Source organism: Methylobacterium sp. FF17 (genome assembly GCF_025813715.1).
Taxonomy (GTDB): domain Bacteria; phylum Pseudomonadota; class Alphaproteobacteria; order Rhizobiales; family Beijerinckiaceae; genus Methylobacterium; species Methylobacterium flocculans.
The window spans coordinates 1,598,118-1,616,427 of record NZ_CP107532.1 but is presented as its reverse complement, the minus strand read 5'-3'; the positions used below and the strand labels follow the sequence as shown (position 1 = coordinate 1,616,427).

The 18,310-nt window shown below is 71.6% G+C and carries 22 protein-coding genes; 16 read left to right on the top strand and 6 right to left on the bottom strand.

Features of this window, described 5'->3' with window-relative positions; all coding sequences use genetic code 11:
* Positions 1-4 precede the first annotated feature (4 nt).
* Positions 5-1,186: an acetyl-CoA C-acetyltransferase gene (locus OF380_RS07460; RefSeq protein WP_264050139.1), complete on the bottom strand. Its 1,182-nt coding sequence runs from the start codon at positions 1,184-1,186 to the stop codon at positions 5-7.
* Positions 1,187-1,504: 318 nt separating this feature from the next.
* On the opposite strand from OF380_RS07460, the gene phaR reads away from it, so the two are divergent.
* Both phaR and OF380_RS07450 read left to right on the top strand, forming a co-directional pair.
* Positions 1,505-2,131: a polyhydroxyalkanoate synthesis repressor PhaR gene (gene phaR / locus OF380_RS07455; RefSeq protein WP_264050138.1), complete on the top strand. Its 627-nt coding sequence runs from the start codon at positions 1,505-1,507 to the stop codon at positions 2,129-2,131.
* Between the two features lie 109 nt (positions 2,132-2,240).
* Positions 2,241-2,507, top strand: a complete 267-nt coding sequence (locus OF380_RS07450; protein WP_264050137.1) for a hypothetical protein — start codon at positions 2,241-2,243, stop codon at positions 2,505-2,507.
* A gap of 126 nt (positions 2,508-2,633) precedes the next feature.
* On the opposite strand, the gene rpmF is transcribed toward OF380_RS07450, so the two are convergent.
* Positions 2,634-2,822 (bottom strand): 50S ribosomal protein L32, encoded by a 189-nt coding sequence (gene rpmF / locus OF380_RS07445; protein ID WP_056187853.1) that lies wholly within the window; start codon positions 2,820-2,822, stop codon positions 2,634-2,636.
* A 337-nt stretch (positions 2,823-3,159) separates the two neighbouring features.
* Between rpmF and OF380_RS07440 the strand changes: the two genes are divergently transcribed.
* The 9 genes from OF380_RS07440 (at position 3,160) to OF380_RS07400 (ending at position 10,645) form a co-directional block, all read left to right on the top strand.
* Positions 3,160-3,555, top strand: coding sequence for a helix-hairpin-helix domain-containing protein (locus OF380_RS07440; RefSeq protein ID WP_264050136.1), 396 nt, complete (start codon positions 3,160-3,162; stop codon positions 3,553-3,555).
* Between the two features lie 184 nt (positions 3,556-3,739).
* Positions 3,740-4,366 carry a ribonuclease D gene (locus OF380_RS07435; protein ID WP_264050135.1) on the top strand — a complete coding sequence of 209 codons (627 nt, stop codon included), beginning with the start codon at positions 3,740-3,742 and terminating at the stop codon, positions 4,364-4,366.
* A 232-nt stretch (positions 4,367-4,598) separates the two neighbouring features.
* On the top strand, positions 4,599-5,339 hold the full coding sequence (locus tag OF380_RS07430) for a lipopolysaccharide-assembly, LptC-related protein (RefSeq protein WP_318784527.1): 741 nt from the start codon (positions 4,599-4,601) through the stop codon (positions 5,337-5,339).
* Complete coding sequence (locus OF380_RS07425; protein ID WP_404810551.1) at positions 5,336-6,040, top strand: LptA/OstA family protein; 705 nt, start codon at positions 5,336-5,338, stop codon at positions 6,038-6,040. Before OF380_RS07430 ends, OF380_RS07425 begins: the two co-directional genes overlap by 4 nt.
* On the top strand, positions 6,037-6,912 hold the full coding sequence (gene lptB / locus OF380_RS07420; protein ID WP_404810550.1) for an LPS export ABC transporter ATP-binding protein: 876 nt from the start codon (positions 6,037-6,039) through the stop codon (positions 6,910-6,912). The genes OF380_RS07425 and lptB overlap by 4 nt, the downstream gene beginning before the upstream one ends.
* Positions 6,913-7,249: 337 nt before the next feature.
* The gene (gene rpoN, locus OF380_RS07415; protein WP_264050133.1) at positions 7,250-8,812 is read left to right on the top strand and encodes an RNA polymerase factor sigma-54; all 1,563 of its coding nucleotides are present in this window, start codon (positions 7,250-7,252) and stop codon (positions 8,810-8,812) included.
* Positions 8,813-9,097: 285 nt separating this feature from the next.
* A complete protein-coding gene (gene hpf / locus OF380_RS07410; protein ID WP_264050132.1) occupies positions 9,098-9,715 on the top strand; it encodes a ribosome hibernation-promoting factor, HPF/YfiA family in 618 nt (205 codons plus the stop codon).
* A gap of 118 nt (positions 9,716-9,833) precedes the next feature.
* Entirely contained in the window at positions 9,834-10,301 is a 468-nt protein-coding gene (gene ptsN / locus OF380_RS07405; RefSeq protein ID WP_264050131.1) for a PTS IIA-like nitrogen regulatory protein PtsN, read from the top strand.
* A gap of 2 nt (positions 10,302-10,303) precedes the next feature.
* Positions 10,304-10,645, top strand: coding sequence for a hypothetical protein (locus tag OF380_RS07400; RefSeq protein ID WP_264050130.1), 342 nt, complete (start codon positions 10,304-10,306; stop codon positions 10,643-10,645).
* A gap of 74 nt (positions 10,646-10,719) precedes the next feature.
* Here OF380_RS07400 and OF380_RS07395 read toward each other — a convergent pair whose 3' ends face one another.
* The 3 genes from OF380_RS07395 to ftsE form a co-directional block, all read right to left on the bottom strand.
* A complete protein-coding gene (locus tag OF380_RS07395) occupies positions 10,720-11,526 on the bottom strand; it encodes a YdcF family protein (RefSeq protein ID WP_264050129.1) in 807 nt (268 codons plus the stop codon).
* A 129-nt stretch (positions 11,527-11,655) separates the two neighbouring features.
* Complete coding sequence (locus tag OF380_RS07390; protein WP_404810549.1) at positions 11,656-12,666, bottom strand: cell division protein FtsX; 1,011 nt, start codon at positions 12,664-12,666, stop codon at positions 11,656-11,658.
* A 2-nt stretch (positions 12,667-12,668) separates the two neighbouring features.
* Positions 12,669-13,367, bottom strand: a complete 699-nt coding sequence (gene ftsE / locus OF380_RS07385; RefSeq protein WP_264051225.1) for a cell division ATP-binding protein FtsE — start codon at positions 13,365-13,367, stop codon at positions 12,669-12,671.
* Positions 13,368-13,522: 155 nt separating this feature from the next.
* Between ftsE and OF380_RS07380 the strand changes: the two genes are divergently transcribed.
* The 5 genes from OF380_RS07380 to OF380_RS07360 all read left to right on the top strand — a co-directional run bounded on the left by OF380_RS07380 (position 13,523) and on the right by OF380_RS07360 (position 16,778).
* On the top strand, positions 13,523-14,323 hold the full coding sequence (locus tag OF380_RS07380; RefSeq protein WP_264050128.1) for a zinc-ribbon domain-containing protein: 801 nt from the start codon (positions 13,523-13,525) through the stop codon (positions 14,321-14,323).
* Positions 14,324-14,336: 13 nt separating this feature from the next.
* Positions 14,337-14,906 carry a hypoxanthine phosphoribosyltransferase gene (hpt, locus tag OF380_RS07375; RefSeq protein WP_264050127.1) on the top strand — a complete coding sequence of 190 codons (570 nt, stop codon included), beginning with the start codon at positions 14,337-14,339 and terminating at the stop codon, positions 14,904-14,906.
* A 138-nt stretch (positions 14,907-15,044) separates the two neighbouring features.
* Complete coding sequence (locus tag OF380_RS07370; RefSeq protein ID WP_244010206.1) at positions 15,045-15,410, top strand: response regulator; 366 nt, start codon at positions 15,045-15,047, stop codon at positions 15,408-15,410.
* A gap of 39 nt (positions 15,411-15,449) precedes the next feature.
* Complete coding sequence (locus OF380_RS07365; protein ID WP_264050126.1) at positions 15,450-16,484, top strand: cysteine synthase A; 1,035 nt, start codon at positions 15,450-15,452, stop codon at positions 16,482-16,484.
* Positions 16,485-16,622: 138 nt separating this feature from the next.
* The gene (locus OF380_RS07360) at positions 16,623-16,778 is read left to right on the top strand and encodes a DUF3309 domain-containing protein (protein WP_264050125.1); all 156 of its coding nucleotides are present in this window, start codon (positions 16,623-16,625) and stop codon (positions 16,776-16,778) included.
* A 5-nt stretch (positions 16,779-16,783) separates the two neighbouring features.
* Here OF380_RS07360 and OF380_RS07355 read toward each other — a convergent pair whose 3' ends face one another.
* Positions 16,784-18,205 carry a serine protease gene (locus OF380_RS07355; RefSeq protein WP_318784525.1) on the bottom strand — a complete coding sequence of 474 codons (1,422 nt, stop codon included), beginning with the start codon at positions 18,203-18,205 and terminating at the stop codon, positions 16,784-16,786.
* Between the last annotated feature and the right edge of the window lie 105 nt (positions 18,206-18,310).

Here is an 18,310-nt window from a genome sequence, read left to right as displayed (position 1 = left end):
TGGCTCAGACGCGCTCGACGCAGAGGGCGACGCCCATGCCGCCGCCGATGCAGAGGGTGGCCAGACCCTTCTTGGCGTCGCGGCGCTTCAGCTCGTGCAGCAGGGTGACGAGGACGCGGGCGCCGGAGGCCCCGATGGGGTGGCCGATGGCGATGGCGCCGCCATTGACGTTCACCTTATCGGTGTCCCAGCCCATGTCCTTGTTCACCGCCAGCGCCTGGGCGGCGAAGGCCTCGTTGGCCTCGATCAGGTCGAGGTCGGAGGGCTTCCAGCCGGCCTTGTCGAGGGCCTTGCGCGAGGCCGGGATCGGGCCGGTGCCCATCACCTTCGGGTCGACGCCGGCGGTGGCCCAGGACACGATCCGGGCGAGCGGCTTGATGCCCCGGCGCTCGGCTTCCGAGGCCGACATCAGCACGAGGGCGGCGGCGCCGTCATTGAGGCCCGAGGCGTTGGCGGCCGTCACGGTGCCGTCCTTCGAGAAGGCGGGCCTGAGCTTGGCCATCGCCTCCACGGTGGCGCCGTCGCGGATGTACTCGTCGGTGTCGACGATGGTGTCGCCCTTGCGGCTCGACACGGTGACGGGGACGATCTCGTCCTTGAAGCGGCCTTCCTTGCGGGCGGCCTCGGCCTTGTTCTGGGACTTCGTGGCGAACGCGTCCTGCTCCTCGCGGGTGAGCTGGAAGGCCTGGGCCACGTTCTCGGCGGTGGTGCCCATGTGGTAGCCGTTGAAGGCGTCCCAGAGGCCGTCCTTGATCATGGTGTCGACGAGCTGCACGTCGCCCATCTTCTGGCCGCCGCGCAGGTACTGCGCGTGCGGGCTCAGCGACATGGATTCCTGGCCGCCGGCCACGATGACGGTGGCGTCGCCGTTGGCGATCTGCTGCATGCCGAGGGCGACCGTGCGCAGGCCCGAGCCGCAGACCTGGTTGACGCCCCAGGCCGTGGCCTTCTCCGGGATGCCGGCCTTGATCGCGGCCTGGCGGGCGGGGTTCTGGCCGGCGCCGGCGGTGAGCACCTGGCCGAAGATCACCTCGTCCACGTCGTCGGCGGACACGCCGGCCCGCTCGAGGGCGGCCTTGATCGCCACGGCACCGAGTTCGTGCGCGGGGACGGTGTTGAACGCTCCGCCGAACGAGCCCACGGCGGTGCGCGCCGCACCAACGATGACGATGTCTTCTGCTGCCATGGTGACGTTCTCCTCAAGGCGGCATGGCGCTCCGTTGACGCTCATCGGATCGACGAGCGTGGGCGCCTTTGTGCCGTTCCTCCGGATGAAAGCCGTCACCCCTGCGAAGTCAAGGCATCCTGCGGTTGTTCGAGGCTCCTCCCGTGACAGCGGCCACGTCCGTGCGTGGTATTCTACGGGATGGGCGATAAATTGCTGTTTTCGTCGGCACGCGAACGCCTTAAGATGAACTTGTGCGCCGCGAGATCGGGCAATGGTCTCGGATGTCTGGGAAGAGATTGCGCGTGCGTGGAAACGTGTCGGGAGAGGCCTCCAGAGATGGCGGATAACGGTAAGTCCAATCACACCGTCATCAAGAAATACGCCAACCGGCGCCTCTATCACACCGGGACGTCGACCTACGTCACCCTCGAGGACTTGGCGACGATGGTGCAGAACGGCGAGGATTTCCTCGTCTACGATGCACGCTCGGGCGACGACATCACCCGCTCGGTGCTGACGCAGATCATCTTCGAGCAGGAGAACAAGGCCGGCGACGACAACTTGCTCCCGGTGGCCTTCCTGCGCCAGTTGATTCGCTTCTACGGCGACAGCATGCGCACCATGGTCCCGAGTTTCCTGGAATTCTCGATGGCGAACTTCGCCCGCGACCAGGAGGGCCTGCGCGAGAAGATGACCCAGAGCTTCGCGCCCACCGCCTTCCAGAGCGCGATGGAAGAGCAGGTCCGCGCCAACATGAGCTTCTTCGGCGACGCCATGAAGATGTTCACCACCTTCGGCACCGGCCCGCTCTCCGCCATGGGAACCCATCCCTCCTCCGCCGGAAAGTCCGGCGCGGGCCTTCCGGTCCCGTCCCCGGCGCCGCAGGCCGGCAGCGACCTCGACGACCTCAAGCGGCAGATGGCGGAGATGCAGTCGCGGCTGGAAGATCTCGCGAAGAAATAAGCCGCTCGCCGCGATCTCTCCGGTGGGCACTCCGGACGAAAGGTTGACGTTCCGTTAACGCGAGCCAATTCTGTCCCCATGCGCCATCACGGGCGCCGGGATGGATGCGATGGGGCGCCCCGAGGCGGACCGGACGGATGAGACGGATCCTGCGAATCTCGCGGGTCCTGCGCGGCAGGACCCTACCCGGGCTCTCGTCGTGATCGCCGGCGGCGCCGAGACCCGCTCCGACGGCCTGCGCGCCGTGCCGCGGCGTCCCCTGGCGGGCTTCCTCGCGCAGCTGATCGTCAGTGCCGAGCCGGCGCTCCGGCCGTCGCGCCACGAGCGCACGCGCTCGGCCGCCGCACGCTACGCCGAAGCGGGCCGCCGCGCCTGATTCGGCCGGCCTCGGTGAGGCACGAGGGCATCCGCGCAAGAAAAAAGCCGGGCTCGCGGGTGCGGGCCTCGGCTCGATTGCATCGACGGGTCGTCGCAGGGGCGGGCGTGCCGCACCCCGTGAGGCTCAGGCCTCGGCCGACTTCACCTTCAGGACCTGGCGACCGCGGTACATGCCGGTCTTCAGATCGATGTGGTGGGGACGGCGGAGCTCGCCCGAATCCTTGTCGGTGACGTAGGTCGGGGCCTTGAGGGCGTCGGCGGAGCGGCGCATGCCGCGACGCGAGGGGGAGGTCTTTCGCTTCGGAACGGCCATGGGAGGATCCTGTCGATGGCAAAAAGGGCGCCTGGGCGGCTCCCCCCTCTCGGAGGGATCGCCTCGGCACCGTGTTCAAACGGAGATTCGAGGCCGGCCTTATAGCCCCGCGACGCTGCCCTGGCTAGGGGCCGCCGAAAAATGCCGCCGGCTTCCCGGAGGGGTCCAAGGGGGGCGGGGTCGCCGGGGCATTCGCCGCGCTGCGGCCCGCCCCTGAGGTCCTCGGCCGGATGATCGACAGCACAACGCGATGTTAAGCAGCGGTTCAAGCGTTGTGCTCCAGGTTTCGACGGCTGGCGCGGTGCCACCGCCCTGTCATCGACCCCGGGAGTTTCCCATGATGTCTTCCCTGATGCGCACGATGGCCGTGCTGACCTGCCTCGCGGCCGTCCCCGCCCTGGCCCAGGCCCCGAGCCCCGCGACGCCCACCACCAAGCCGGTTCCCGCGCCCACCCCCGCGACGCCGGCCCCGAGCAGCCCGACGCCGCCCAAGGCCCCCACCGTGACGGCGCCCACCGTCGAAGCGCCCGCCGCGCACAAGGGCGCCCTGATCGACATCAACAGTGCCACCGCCGCCGAACTCGACGCGCTGCCGGGCATCGGCGCGGCCCGGGCCGCCGCCATCATCAAGGGCCGTCCCTACCGGGGCAAGGACGAGCTGATCGCGAAGAAGATCATCCCGCAGAATGCCTATGACGGCATCAAGGACAAGGTGATCGCCAAGCAGAAATAGCCCCCGGCTGCCGCGCCCCAGCGCGCGGCAGCGCTTCCCTTGTCGCAACGTATGCCGCGCCCCGGCGCGCGGCAGCGCCTCCCGTGTCGCAGCGTATGCCGCGCGCCGGCGGGCGGCATCGCTTCTCTTGTGGCGGCGCGGGACGGGTGCTAGGCGCCGGGGACCACAGCGCAGAACCCCGTCCATGCCACCCCATCCCGCCATCCGCCTGCATCGCGGCGACCTGCCGGCCGATTACGTCGCCGGCCCCGCCCTCGCCATCGACACCGAGACCCTGGGGCTGAACCCGCACCGGGACCGGCTCTGCGTGGTGCAGATCTCGCGCGGCGACGGTAGCGCCGACGTGGTGCAGATCGTGCCCGGCGGGCCCGCGCCCAAGACGCTGATGCGGGTGCTGGCCGATCCCGCCACCCTGAAGATCTTCCACTTCGCGCGCTTCGATCTCGCGGTGCTGTTCCACGGCCTCGGGGTCATGCCCGCGCCGGTCTACTGCACCAAGGTCGCCTCGAAGCTGGCCCGCACCTACACCGACCGCCACGGCCTCAAGGACGTGGTGCGCGAGCTCGTGGGCGTCGACCTGTCCAAGCAGCAGCAATCCTCCGACTGGGGGGCCACCTCCCTGAGTCAGGCCCAGGTCGATTACGCGGCCTCCGACGTCCTCTACCTGCACGCGGCGCGCGATCGCCTCGACGCCATGCTGGCGCGGGAGGGCCGCACCGAGATCGCGCAGGCCTGCTTCGACTTCCTGCCGACCCGGGCCCGCCTCGACCTCGCGGGCTGGCCCGAGACCGACATCTTTTCGCATTCCTGAGGACGTCGCGTCGCGGATGCGGTCGTGTGCCGGCGCACATCGCGCCCGCGCCGGAGGGATCATCGAGGCCGGCGATGGAACCCAACGCTTGCTGCGGTCCCGGGCTTGCCGTCATAACTTCGCCATTGCCCCCGGGCATCCGGCGGTCGACCCTGCCGTGGCGTGCCTGCCGCGGACGGGACGCGGTGTTGGGAATGTCATGCACGTGGGCGCGGCCGTCGGGACGGGGCAGATGAGCGAAGGCCGCGTCGACGCGACCCGGGCCCGGGCGCATGCGCGGGCGCGCAGCCACAGCGCCCATGTCCGCACCCTGCGCCGCGTGATTCCCGTCGCCGCCGGCTCGGCGGTGCTGGCGCTCCTCGCCGTCACCCTGTTCAACCCGTTCGCGGCCAGTATTCCGGACGTGTCGATGGGGCCCGTGAGCCTGTCGGGCAGCAAGGTGAAGATGGAGAATCCGCGCCTGTCCGGCTTCCGCAAGGGCGACCGGGGCTACGAGGTCACCGCCAACGCCGCCTTCCAGGACGTGCGCAAGCCGAGCGTGATCGAATTGCAGGCCATGAAGGGCCACCTGAACACCGACGACAAGGGCGGCCTCATCCACCTCGAAGCCGCGGCCGGCGTGTTCGATTCGAGCCGCGAATCCCTGACCCTGGAGCGCGATATCCGACTCTGGACCGACAAGGACGAGGAGATCCGCCTGAAATCGGCGGCGGTCGATTTCAAGGCCGGCAGCGTCCGGTCGAGCGAAACCGTCACCGTCACGGTCCCGAGCGGCACCATCGTGGCCGACACCCTCGAGGTGGTCGACAGCGGCCACGTCATCTCCTTCGTCGGCAACGTCCACACGGTCCTGCACCAGCAGGACAAGTCGGAGATCGGGGGAGAGGCGCAGCCGGCCGCGGCCCTCGCCGACAGGCCGGCCCGCATCCGCACCACCTCCGCCGAACCGGATGACGGGGAGCGCCGTCGGTGAGCCGTTTCGCGACGCGTGCGCGCTGGGGCCTCGCCGCCCTCGCGCTGACCGCCCTGAATCCCGTGGCCGAGGCCCAGACCGCCGCGCCGCGCAAGGAGAAGGCGGCCTCGGCCCTCGGCAATCTCGGCGGCGGCGGCAAGGAGCCGATCAAGATCGACGCCGACCGGCTCGATGTGTTCGACCGCGAGAACAAGGCGATCTTCGCCGGCAACGTCGTGGCCGTGCAGGGCGACAGCACCATCCGCTGTTCCAGCATGACCGTGCGCTACAAGCGCGGCAAGGAGAAGAAGGAGCCCGGGGAGGGCGGCGCCGAATCCGCCAGCCAGGCCGAGCGCGCCGCCGGCCTGAGCGAGAACGGCATCCAGCGCGTCGAATGCGCCGGCCCCGTCACCGTGGTGCAGAAGGACCAGGTCGCCACCGGCGACAACGCCGTGTTCGACCAGGAGGCCAAGCGCATCGTGGTCACCGGCAACGTGGTGCTGAGCCAGTGCCAGAACGTGACGCGCGGGTCGCGCCTCGTCTACGACATGAACAGCGGCCGGGCGAACATGGACCCGGTGGCGGGCGGGCGCGTCTCGGCCCTGTTCGTGCCGCAGAAGGAGGACGGGGCCAAGGGCAAGGGCTGCGCGCCGCCGCCCGCCGCCGTGCGGCCGGCCTCCGACAAGCCTGCGGAAGCCAAGAGCCGGGCCCAGGCGAATTGAGCGCCGCGCCCCTGGCGCCCGCCCTGGCGGAGCGCTCCTCCGACAGTGCCGGTCCCGCGCGGGCGCCCTCCCTCCTGGGGCGCCTGTTCGGGGGTGCCCGCCGACGGCGCGAGGCCGAGGCGGCCGCCGTCGCGGAGGCGGGGGGCGGCCCCGGCATCCTCTGCGTGCGCGGCCTGCGCAAGAGCTACGGCGCCCGGACCGTCGTGCATGAGGCTGGCCTCACCGTGCGCAACGGCGAGGCGGTGGGCCTGCTCGGTCCCAACGGCGCCGGCAAGACCACGATCTTCTACATGATCACCGGCCTCGTCACGGCGGATCGCGGGACCATCACCCTCGACGGCCTGCCGATCACCCGGCTGCCGATGTACCAGCGCGCCCGCCTCGGCATCGGCTACCTGCCCCAGGAGGCCTCGATCTTCCGGGGCCTCACGGTGGAGGACAACATCCGGGCGGTGCTCGAGGTGGCCGAGCCCGACCGCAAGGCGCGGGCGCACAAGCTCGAATCCCTGCTCGAGGAATTCGACATCGCCCGCCTGCGCAAGTCGCCGTCCATCGCCCTGTCGGGCGGCGAGCGGCGGCGCTGCGAGATCGCCCGGGCGCTGGCCTCCTCGCCGAGCTTCATGCTCCTCGACGAGCCCTTCGCGGGCATCGACCCCATCGCGGTGGGGGACATCCAGGATCTCGTGAAGCACCTCAAGCAGCGCGGGATCGGGGTGCTCATCACCGATCACAACGTGCGCGAGACCCTCGGGCTGATCGACCGCGCCTACATCGCCCATTCGGGACGCATCCTCACCGAGGGGACGCCGGAGGAGATCGTGGCCGATCCGGAGGCGCGGCGCCTCTATCTCGGCGAGGATTTCCGGCTGTAGCCGGCCCCCGGACCCCGATCCGCAGAAAAATTTCGGTTGCACCGGAACGCCGCCGCGCACAGCCTGTGGTGGTGGCCGCGCACCGAATTCCCTGATCGCACAGGCTTTTGTTAGGACGCCACGTGGGAGACTCTCTCACGCGGGAGGTCGTCCGCGACGGCGACAGGCGCGTGACGTGCCTGATTTTTGTGCAAGCGACCGTCCACACGCTTTGACGCGCGCTCCGGATGGCGCTAGACCTGGGAACAGCAAAAGAGAAGCAAGATTTGTGCCGAAGTCCGGCCCACGGCGACGTGCGCTGCCGGGCCGAGGCGGGACTCGGCATCGGGGCGACACCATGAGTCTGCTGCAACGGCTGGAAATGCGCCAGGGGCAAGCCCTGGTGATGACGCCTCAGCTCCTCCAGGCGATCAAGCTCCTGCAGCTCTCCCAGCTCGATCTCGCCGCCTACGTCGACGCCGAGCTGGAGCGCAACCCCCTGCTGGAGCGGGTCGAGGGCGAGGCCGAGGGCGAGCGCCCGCTCGCCGAGGTGCCCTCCGAATCCGCCGTCGACCGCGAGGGGGACGGCGAGGGCGGTGATTACGACGGCGGCGACGAGCCCTGGATCGCCACCACCCTCACCGCCAGCGGCGCCGACATGGAGAGCGCCCTCGATACCCGCCTCGACAACGTCTTCGCCGACGAGAACCCCACCCATGCCCGGGAGGCGGCCTGCGGCGACATGCTCTCCCTGACGCCGGCGCCCTACGGCAACACGGGCGGCAGCTTCGACGGCGAGGCCCCGGACTTCGAGGCGACCCTGACCTCCGAGGTCTCCCTGCGCGAGCACCTCGGCGCCCAGCTCGATCTCGCCACCCGCGATCCCATGGACCGCCTGATCGGCAGCTTCCTCATCGATGCCGTGGACGATGCCGGCTACCTGCGCGAGTCCATCGACGCGGTGGCCGAGCGCCTCGGCGCCTCCCTGGACCGGGTCGCCCGCGTGCTGAAGCTCGTGCAGGGTTTCGAGCCCGCCGGCATCGCCGCCCGGGATCTCGCCGAGTGCCTCGCCCTCCAGCTGCGCGACCGCGACCGCTTCGACCCCGCCATGCAGGCCCTCGTCTCGCGCCTCGACCTCGTGGCCAAGCGTGACCTCGCGGCCCTGCGTCGCCTCTGCGGGGTCGACGACGAGGACCTGATCGAGATGCTGGCCGAACTGCGCCGGCTCGACCCGAAGCCCGGCCGCGCCTTCGGGGCCCGCGCCGTCGAGGTGCTGATCCCCGACGTGTTCGTGCGCGCCGCCCCCGACGGCTCCTGGCTGGTGGAACTCAACGCCGAGGCCCTGCCGCGGGTGCTGGTGAACCAGAGCTACTATGCCCGCGTCTCGCGGGGCGCGGCGGCCGAGGGCGACAAGGCCTTCCTGTCGGAATGCCTGCAGACGGCGAACTGGCTCACCCGCAGCCTCGAGCAGCGCGCCCGCACCATCCTGAAAGTGGCCTCCGAGATCGTGCGCCAGCAGGACGCGTTCTTCCTGCACGGGGTCGCGCACCTGCGCCCCCTCAACCTGAAAACGGTGGCGGAAGCCATCGGCATGCACGAATCCACCGTCTCGCGGGTGACCTCCAACAAGTCGATCGGGACCAGCCGGGGCACGCTGGAGATGAAGTACTTCTTCACCGCCGCGATCCCGGGGGCCGCCGGCACCGCCGCGCATTCCTCCGAGGCGGTGCGCCACCGCATCAAGCAGCTCGTGGATGGCGAAGCCCCCAGCGACGTGCTCTCCGACGACGCCCTGGTGCAGCGCCTGCGCGACGAGGGCATCGACATCGCCCGCCGCACCGTCGCGAAGTACCGGGAATCCCTGCGCATCCCGTCCTCGATCGAACGGCGGCGCGAGCGCTTCGCCTATGCCGGACGGTGAGGACGCCGGCGGCCGTCGCACGCCCGTCTCCTTGACCTGACCCCGCCTTCACGGTCGCCCGGCGCCGGTCGGTGTGACGACGGAGGACTTCGGCGCCGCACCGGAGCGCATTCCTTCGCGCATCCCGATCGGGCCCTCGACGGTGGTGACGGCGGGGACCGAGCGATCCGATCCCGGCCTGCGGGGATTCGGTCCGGGTGTCAGGGCGGGCCCGGCCCGCGCGTTGACTTCTCCCGATGAGGCTCCTTAACTCACGGGCCGACCACAACGAAAATCGGAGGGATCATGGGGTCATTGCGCGTGACGGGCCACGGCCTGGACCTGGGCGAAGCCCTGCGGGGACGCGTCGAGGAGCGAATGGCGGCCACCCTCGCGAAGTACCTCGACAGCCACATGAGCGGAACCTGCTCCGGCCATGTCACCCTGCGGCGGGACGGGACGGCCTACCGCACCGATTGCGTGCTCCACCTCGTCTCCGGCCTGACCCTGGAGGCCTCCGGCGCCGCCCACGACGCCCATGCGAGCTTCGAGCAGACCGCCGATCGCCTGGAGAAGCGCCTGCGCCGCTACAAGCACAAGCTGAAGGACCACGGCGCGGCCGGACACGAGGGCGCGACGGTCCAGGCGGCCTACGCGGTGTTCGCGGCGCCGAGCGAGGCGGAGGCCGGCGATTTCGATCTCGACGACGAGCCCGTCGACGGGGAGGCCTCCCATCCGCCGGTCGTGGCCGAGAGCACCAAGACCCTCAAGCGCCACTCGGTCAGCGAGGCAGTGACCGCCCTCGACCTCACCGGCGCCCCGGTCCTCGTGTTCGTTCACGCTGGCACCGGACGCATCAACGTCGTATACCGCCGCACGGATGGGGCAATCGGCTGGGTCGATCCGGCGGAGGCGGCCCCCTAGTACCGGTCGGGAACAGAACCTGAACCCGGTCGATTGATTTCCACGGGTCGCGCGGGTGACCCGACCTTTCATGGAGCGGTGGCCCGATGGGCCGCCGCCGACGGGGCGACGGTCCTTCATGCCAGTGCTGGAATTCCTGTCTCCGGATTCCGTGGTGCCGTCGCTGCGCGCCCGCGCCAAGAAGACGATGCTGCAGGAACTGAGCGGCTACGCGGCGCGCCAACTGCCGGCCTTGGACGAGCGCGAGGTCTTCGAGACCCTGTTGCAGCGCGAGCGCCTCGGCTCCACGGGCATCGGCGACGGCGTCGCGATCCCCCACGGCAAGCTGCCGGGCCTCGACCGGCTGTTCGGCCTCGTGGCCCGCCTCGAGAAGCCGGTGGATTTCGACGCCCTGGACGGCCAGCCCGTGGACATCGCCTTCCTGCTCCTCGCCCCCGAGGGCGCCGGGGCCGACCACCTCAAGGCGCTCGCCCAGGTGGCCCGCCTCCTGCGCGAGCCCGGCATCCTGGAGCGCATCCGCGCCGCCCGCGACGCCAGCGCCCTCTACGCGCTCCTCACCCACACCTCGGCTTCGCAGGCCGCCTGATCATGCGCGTCTCGCATCGCTTCGCACTTCTGGTGGCCGGCTGCCTGCTCGCCGCCGGCCCCGCCCGCGCCGAACCCCGCGGCGTCGGGGACACGGCCTGTGCCCGCGACGTCCTGGTGGCGAGTTCGATGCAGCGCCAGGCCATCGACCAGCTCGAACAGGCCGGCAACGAGGCGGCCGACCAGTGCCGCGTCTGGCGCCGCCACGTGGAGACCATGCGTCGGGTGGCGAGCGTCTACGGCCGCTGCCTGTCGGGCGCCGAGCGCACCGAGCGCCTCGCGCAGGTGCAGACCTCCGAGCGGGATTTTTCGGGGATGATCCGGAAGCAGTGCAAGGGGCTGTAGCCCAAGGCCGGATCAGGTCCGCCGGACGGGCCTCGAGGTCCGATTCCTCGCGGGGCCCTATTCCTTGTGGGGCCCTATTCCTGCCCGCGCAGCAGCAGCGGCTCGGCCACCATCTTGATCGGCTTGCCGCGCCCGATGAGGATCGCCGCGCGGGAGCGCTCGGGATCGCTCTCGAAGCGGGTGCGCAGCCAGGCCACCAGGAACTTCAGGTACTCGGAGGCGAGCAGCCGGGCTGAGGCCGGGTGGTGCCACCAGCCGTCCGGATCGAACCCCTCGGCGATCACCGGATGGGGCACGATGCGGTCATCCCCCATCAGCGCGTGGTCGAGCTCCACCAGGGTGCGCGGCATGTGATAGTTCGAGGTCACCACCGTGACCGTGCTGAAGCGGTGCTGGCGCATCCAGCGCCGGGTCTCGATGGCGTTGCCGATCGTGTTGCGCGCCCGGTAGTCGAGGTCGACGCAGCAGGCGATCCAGTGGCGCTGGGTCGGGTTGAGGCGGGCGATCTCGTCGCGGCTGGTGCGCTCGTTGACGCCGGTGATGAGCAGGCGCCGACCGTAGCCGTTGGCCAGGAGGTCGATGGCGTCGCCGATGCGCTGGGCGCCCCCGGTGAGCGCGACGATCCCGTCGGCCCGGCCGCTCGGCACGCGCTCGTCCCGCTCCAGGCAGGCCACGAAGGCGAGGAAGCCACAGAACAGGGCGGCGGCCCCGGTCACGGCGAGGCCGAGCGTCGCCCTGGCCGTCGGACCGAGCGACGCCGTCTCGGGCGAACCCGGGTGGGACGCGTGCCGCTCCTGCGGCTCGGCGGCCACGCGGGAGGCGGCGTCGGTCCAGGCCCATCCGAAAGCCTCGGAGGGCCTCATGGTGCCGCTGGCTGACATCCGCCTCGTCATTCCCCCGTAAGATAGCCCCGATTGGGGCCTTCGCGAGGCAAGTATCTCGGCCCTGAAAGGTTCACGAAGCGTTAACGGGATCGCGACGCTTGACGGGATCGGGCGCCGCTGTCCGGGTCAGGCGAGGAAGCGCCGCACGGTGAGGCGCGAGACGATGCCGGTGACCACCGAGGCGATGACGCCGATGAGGAGCACGGCGGCATAGCCGCGCCAACCGATGTGGAAGGCGCCGAACAGGGCCTCGATCTCCTCCCCCGCCGGCCCCGAGCGCCAGTTGCGCGCCACCAGCCCCGCCAGCGCGAAGGCCGCGATGGCGGCCCCCGAGCCGATGATGCCGCCGCGCAGGCCGAGGCCGAAGAACCTTCGTTGGAAGGCCCGGGCGATGAAGTCGTCGTTGGCGCCCACGAAATGCAGCACCTCCACCACCTCCCGGTTGCCCGCCATCGCGCCCCGCGTGGCGAACACCACCGCGAGGCCGGTGGCCACCAGCACCAGCAGGACGATGCCGACGCCGACGCCCACGAAGGTGTTGGCCGCCGTGGAGAGGCGGCGCAGCCAGAGGGCGTGGTCGTCCAGGCTCGCGACGCCCGGCAGGGCTTCGGTGAGGGCACCGCGCAGGGGCTTGAGGTCCGGCGTCGCCTCGGCGAGCTTCAGGGTGACGAGGCGCGGCACCGGCAGGTCCGAGAGGTCGAGGCCGCTGCCGAGCCAGGGTTCGAGCAGGCGCTCGGCTTCCGCTTTCGAGAACACCCGCACGGCGCTGATCCCGGGGGTGGCGCGGGCCAGCCCCTCGGCGCGGGCCACGTCCGCGTCGATGTCGCGTCCGGGGCTCGGACGCACCTGGATCGTCACCTCCTGCGCCACCGTGCCCTGCCACTGGTCGGCGCTGGAGGCCACGATCTCGGCCGCCCCCGCGCAGAGGGCGGCCAGGAAGGTGAGGATCGCGATGACGGCGGCGAGCGCCCGGCTCGCGGCCGAATCGGTCGGCACCAGGGGCGCGTTGCGGCGCAGGGTCGAGGGCAGCGGCGCCCCGCGCGATTCGGGGGGCGCCGGCGGCTTCACCGGCGGCCGGTCGCCGGCCTGCGCCGTCGCGGCGGCCTGCGGGGCGGACGGCGCGCGGGTCTCGCCCACCGTCACGCCTCGACCGTCAGGCGGCCGTCGCCGAGGATGAAGCGTCGGGCATCGACCAGGTCCATCAGGGCGAAATCGTGGGTGGCGATGAGCACGGAGGTGCCCAGCCGGTTGAGCTCGATGAACAGGCGCAGCAGGCGCCGGCCGAGGCCCGGATCGACGTTGCCGGTGGGCTCGTCGGCCAGCAGCAGTTCGGGCCGCGCGATGAGGGCGCGGGCGATGGCCGCGCGCTGCTTCTCGCCGCCCGACAGCAGGGGCGGCAGCACGTGCATGCGCTCGCCCAGACCGACCCAGCGCAGCAGTTCCACGACCTCCGCCCGGTAGCTCGTCTCCGAGCGGCCCTGGACGCGCAGGGGCAGCGCCACGTTCTCGTAGGTGGTGAGGTGGTCGAGCAGGCGGAAATCCTGGAAGACCACGCCCATGCGCCGGCGCAGGTTCGTCAGGGCCTCGCTGGAGATGCCGCTCACCTCCTCGCCGAAGACCGAGACGAGGCCGCGCGTGGGCCGCACCGAGAGCAGGATCAGGCGCAGGAGCGTGGTCTTGCCCGCCCCCGACGGCCCGGTGAGGAACTGGAAGGAGCGCGGCGCGATCTGGAAGCTGACGTCGCTCAGCACCTCCGGCCCGAGGCCGTAGCGCATGCCGACGCTCTCGAACTGGACCACCGGCTCCTCGGCCCCGGTGAGGAGCGACTGCGTGTTCACCCGGTCCGCCACACTCCCTCCTACTGCCTGCCCAAGGGGCCATCCCGGTCGGGGACGTCCGCTTCACGAACGGTTAACCGCCTTGCCCGAGAACCGTGTGAGTCTTTTTCCCCGAACCGGCAACTGCCGATCGCGACCCGAGGCGCCGATTCGCCATGCTGATCGTCTGCCCCGCCTGCGCCAGCGAATACCAGATCGACCTGGATCGCGTCGGGGCCGAGGGGCGCTCGGTGCGCTGCGCCGCCTGCCGCGAGACCTGGTTCATCTCCCCCGACGAGGTCGCGGCCGCCATGGAGGCCGAGATGACCGCCGCCATGCTGGCGGCCTCCGAGACCGGGCCGGGCGCGGCGGAGAGCCGCGCCTCGGCCCAGGCGGATCTCGACGCCTGGGAGGCGGCCCTCTCCGGCGAGGCGGAGCCGGAAGCGGAGCCGCGCCCGAAGGCGAGGCCGAAGGCAAGGCCCGCCAAGCCGAAGCGGCGGCCCTCCGTCCTGGCCTCACCCACCGCGCTCGTCGCCTTCGCCCTGGTGGCCGGGCTCGGTCTGGCGATTCTCGCGCGCAGCACGGTGGTGCGGATGATGCCCCAGAGCGCCGACCTCTACGCCCGCATCGGCCTGCCGGTGAACCTGCGCGGCCTGAGCCTGCGCGACGTCGTGGCCTTCCAGGTCCCCGGCGAGGGCGCGCAGGGGCAGCTGGTGGTGGAGGGCGACCTCCTCGGCGTCGCGGCCGCCGGGGCCGAGGTCCCGCCCATCGAGGTCGAGGTGCGCGACGGGCGCGACCAGCCGCTCTACCGCTGGCATATCCCGCCCCCGCGTCCCGCCCTGGAGAAGGGCGAGACCGCGCGCTTCCGCGCCAGCCTGTCGGCGCCGCCCGCGCAGGGGCGCTCCGTGCGCGTGCATTTCGCCGCCGCGACCGCCGAGGCGGGCGCGAAGGACGATGCCAGCGCGCGGCGCCCGTGATATACTTCCCCTCATGACGAATCCTTCCCGACGCGTCCGCGTCCTCTTCGACGAAACCGCGATCGCCCGGCGCACCGAGGAGTTGGCTTCCGCCATCGCCGCCGCCAACCCCGAGAACCTGCTCGTCGTCGCGGTGCTCAAGGGCAGCTTCATGTTCGCCGCCGACCTCCTGCGTGCCCTGCACCGGGTCGGGCTAGAGCCGCAGGCGGAGTTCGTCCACCTGTCGAGCTACCGCACCGCCACGGTCTCGTCGGGGCAGGTCGAGATCCTGCGCGACGTGGAGAGCGAGGTGCGCGGGCGCGACGTGCTCCTCATCGACGACATCCTGGAATCCGGGCGCACCATCGTGTTCGCCAAGGACCTGCTGATGGCGCGCGGCGCCAAGCGGGTCCTCACCGCCGTGCTCCTGGAGAAGCCCGGTAAGCGCGCCGTGACCATCGAGGCGGATTTCGTCGGCTTCACCTGTCCGGACGTGTTCGTGGTGGGCTACGGCATGGACGTGGCGCATGCCTACCGGCAGTTGCCCTTCGTCGGGCTGGTCGATTACGACAGCCGCGAGCCCGACCTGTTCGGCGGCACCTGAGGCGCATGTTGCGTCGCACGCGCAACACGCCACCACAAAACGAGCGCCGAGGCGGCCGCCGGGACCGGCGGTGCCTTGACAGGGCGCACCGGCCCTTGCGTGACTGACGACCCGATCCGAGAGAGACACAGACGCGCGATGGCCCGCATCCTCCTCGTGGATGACGAAGAGACGGTCCGGGGCTTCCTGAAGCGGGGTCTCGAGATCGACGGCCACGCCGTGGTCACCGCCACCGACGGCAGCGACGGGCTCGACCGGCTGACCGAGGCGGACGGGGCGTTCGACCTCATGCTGACCGACATCCGCATGCCGCTGATGGACGGCATCGCCCTGGCGCTGGCGGCCAAGCGCGACTTTCCCGATCTCACCATCCTGCTGATGACGGGCTTTGCCGATCAGCGCGAGCGCGCGCGCGGCCTCGATGCCATCGTCACCGACGTGCTGACGAAACCCTTCTCCCTGGCCGACCTGCGGTCCACGGTGAACCGGGCGCTCGCTGCCTGAGCCGTCCGCGATCCGCCGCACCGATTCCGGAGCCGCCGCATGAATGTCCACACCGACCTCCTCTCGGCGGTCGGCGGCACGCCGCTGATCCGCCTGGCGCGCGCCTCGCAGGAGACCGGCTGCACCATCCTCGGCAAGGCGGAGTTCCTCAATCCCGGCCTGTCGGTGAAGGACCGGGCGGCCCTCTCCATCGTGCGCGACGCGGAAGCCCGCGGCGCCATCCGCCCCGGCGGCACCATCGTGGAGGGAACGGCGGGCAACACGGGCATCGGGCTGGCCCTGGTGGCGGCGGTGCGGGGCTACCGCACGGTCATCGTCATCCCGGAGACCCAGTCGGCGGAGAAGAAGGAGACCCTGCGGCTCGCGGGCGCCCGCCTCGTGGAGGTGCCGGCGGTCCCCTTCGCGAACCCGAACAACTACGTCCACGCCGCCCGCCGCCTGGCGACGCATCTCGCCGGGACCGAGCCGGGCGGGGCCTTCTTCGCGGACCAGTTCGACAACGTCGCCAACCGTCGGGCCCACGTGGAGACCACGGGGCCGGAGATCCTCCGGGACACGGGCGGTGCGGTCGACGGCTTCATCTGCGCCGCCGGTACCGGCGGCACGCTCGCCGGCACCGCGCAGGCCCTGCGCGCGGCCAACCCGACGGTGCGGATCGGGCTCGCGGACCCGGAGGGCTCCGCCCTCTACGCGCATTACACCACCGGCACCCTCAAGGCGGAGGGCTCCTCCATCACGGAAGGGATCGGCCAGGGCCGGATCACCCGCAACCTCGAGGGGTTCGCGCCGGACCACGCCTATCGCATCCCGGACGCGGAGGCGCTCGCCATCGTCTTCGGGCTGATGCGCGAGGAGGGCCTGAGCCTGGGCGGCTCGTCCGGCATCAACGTCGCCGGGGCGATCCGGCTGGCCCGGGACCTCGGACCCGGCCACACCATCGTGACGATCCTGTGCGACGGCGCGGCCCGCTACGCCTCGAAGCTGTTCAACCCCGGCTTCCTGACGGAGCGCGGCCTGCCCGTCCCCGACTGGCTCGGGGCGGCGTCCGATCCGTTGCCCGACTGGCGGGCTTGACCCGAGCGCGGGCGCCCGGACGAAAAGCACGATTCACCGGGATTATGCCGCACGGCCCGTTGAACGGAATCGCCCGCGCGACGTTTGTACGGTCAAGCTCAAGCAATCTTGGTTGGGCGCCCGACGGAGTTCCCACCCATGACCCTGACCACCATCCTCCTCATCATCCTGATCCTGGCCGTGCTCGGCGGCGGCAACTTCCTCGGCGGCGGCGCCTACCGGGGTCCGAGCTTCGGTCTGGGCGGTCTCCTCGTCATCATCCTGATCGTGCTGCTCGTCACCGGGCGGATCTGACGGTCTCAGGGCTGGCACGTCACGGCGACGACCGCGCCCGACAGGGATGCGACGGCCGCGCCGAGGGTGCCGGCCCGCTGCGGCGGGGGCGTGCGCACGCCCGCCTCCGCCAGGATCGCCGCGATGGCGGCGGCCGGGACGAGCCCGTAGCTCGCCGGCGGCACCACCCCCGCCACGAGGCGGGGAGCGGCCGGAAACAGCGTGACGAGGCCGGCGAGCGCGCCTGAACGGTCGAGGACCGGGGCGCCCCCCGCCCCGGGCTGGAGCGGCGCCGTGAGCCGCGCCCCCGCCGCTCCGGATTGCCCGGGAGCCGCCACGACGCCGCCTTCCGCATCCGCACTCAAGGCCAGCATCGCCGCGTCCTCGACGGGCGCATCCGTCCGGATCGCCGGCTGGACCGGGGCATGGCCTGCGAGCGCCCCGGTCTCCAGGAGCACGAGGTCCGCCCGCGCCCCCGCTCCAACCCGCGCCGGCGTGCCGGCGATGAGGGGCGTCCGGCAGCCGGCGAGCGCCGCCGCACTCGTGAGCACCCGTCCGGGCGCTACCAGGAGGCCGGTGGCGATGGGCGCAAGTCTGCGCGTCGGCAGGGCCGGGGCCGGGGGCTGCGCGCTCGGGGCCGAGGCCGCCGCGGCGACCGGGGCCGGGGTCGCGTCGGGGAAGGGCACGAAGCTGTTGGCGATGGCGATGGCGAGGCGGTCGACCTCCCCGGCGAGCGCCTTGTCGTAGCCGAGGGTGATGCCGCGCAGGCCCGCCTCGCCGGCCGCGTAGCGGATGTAGGACTTGCCCGCCTGGGTCTCCGCCGTGACCACGAGGAAGTCCGGCCGCAGGAGCTTGTAGGTCACCCGCCGCTCCGGGGTCGGCGCCGTGATGCGGGCGAAGACCGCCTCCAGCTCGGTCTCGCCGGGCGGATAGGATTTCGTCTCCAGGGTGATGCGCCCGTCCCCGCTCTGCCAGCGGGTGCCGCCCGGCTGGGGCGTGCGCTTCGGCAGCACCTGCTCGGGCACGCCGAGCACCACGCCGCTGGCGGGGTCCGGCTTCACGGTGAAGCGGGCGGCCGTGCGGGCCGCCGCACCCTCCCGCAGAAGGGCGGCGCGGCCGGCCGCGTCGGGCAGCCCGCTCCCGCCCCGGCGCCCGGCATAGGCCTGCAGCGCCTCGTAGCTGCGCCGTGCGAAGGTGCCGCTGATCACGCTGTTGTAGTCGCCGGTCCAGACCAGGGCGTCCTGGAGCGCCTTGCGCTCGGATTCGGGCAGGGCCTCGAACGCCGTCCGCGCCGCCTCGAAGGCGGGATCGACGGGTTTCGCGGGCGCGGGGGGCTTGGCCGGGGCGGGTCGGGGGAGGGCGGGGGGCGCCTGCGCCAGGGCGGTGCCGGCCGTCGCCAGCATCACGAACCCGGACACGGCCCGGATGATCCGCCCGTTGCGCGCCATGTTGCGTCTCCCCCGCGAGAACCGCCCCGGTGTGGCAGAGGCCGCCCCCGATTTCCAGGCCGTTGCGGCGCAGGCGCGAAGTGCTACGGTCCCGCCGATATCGAC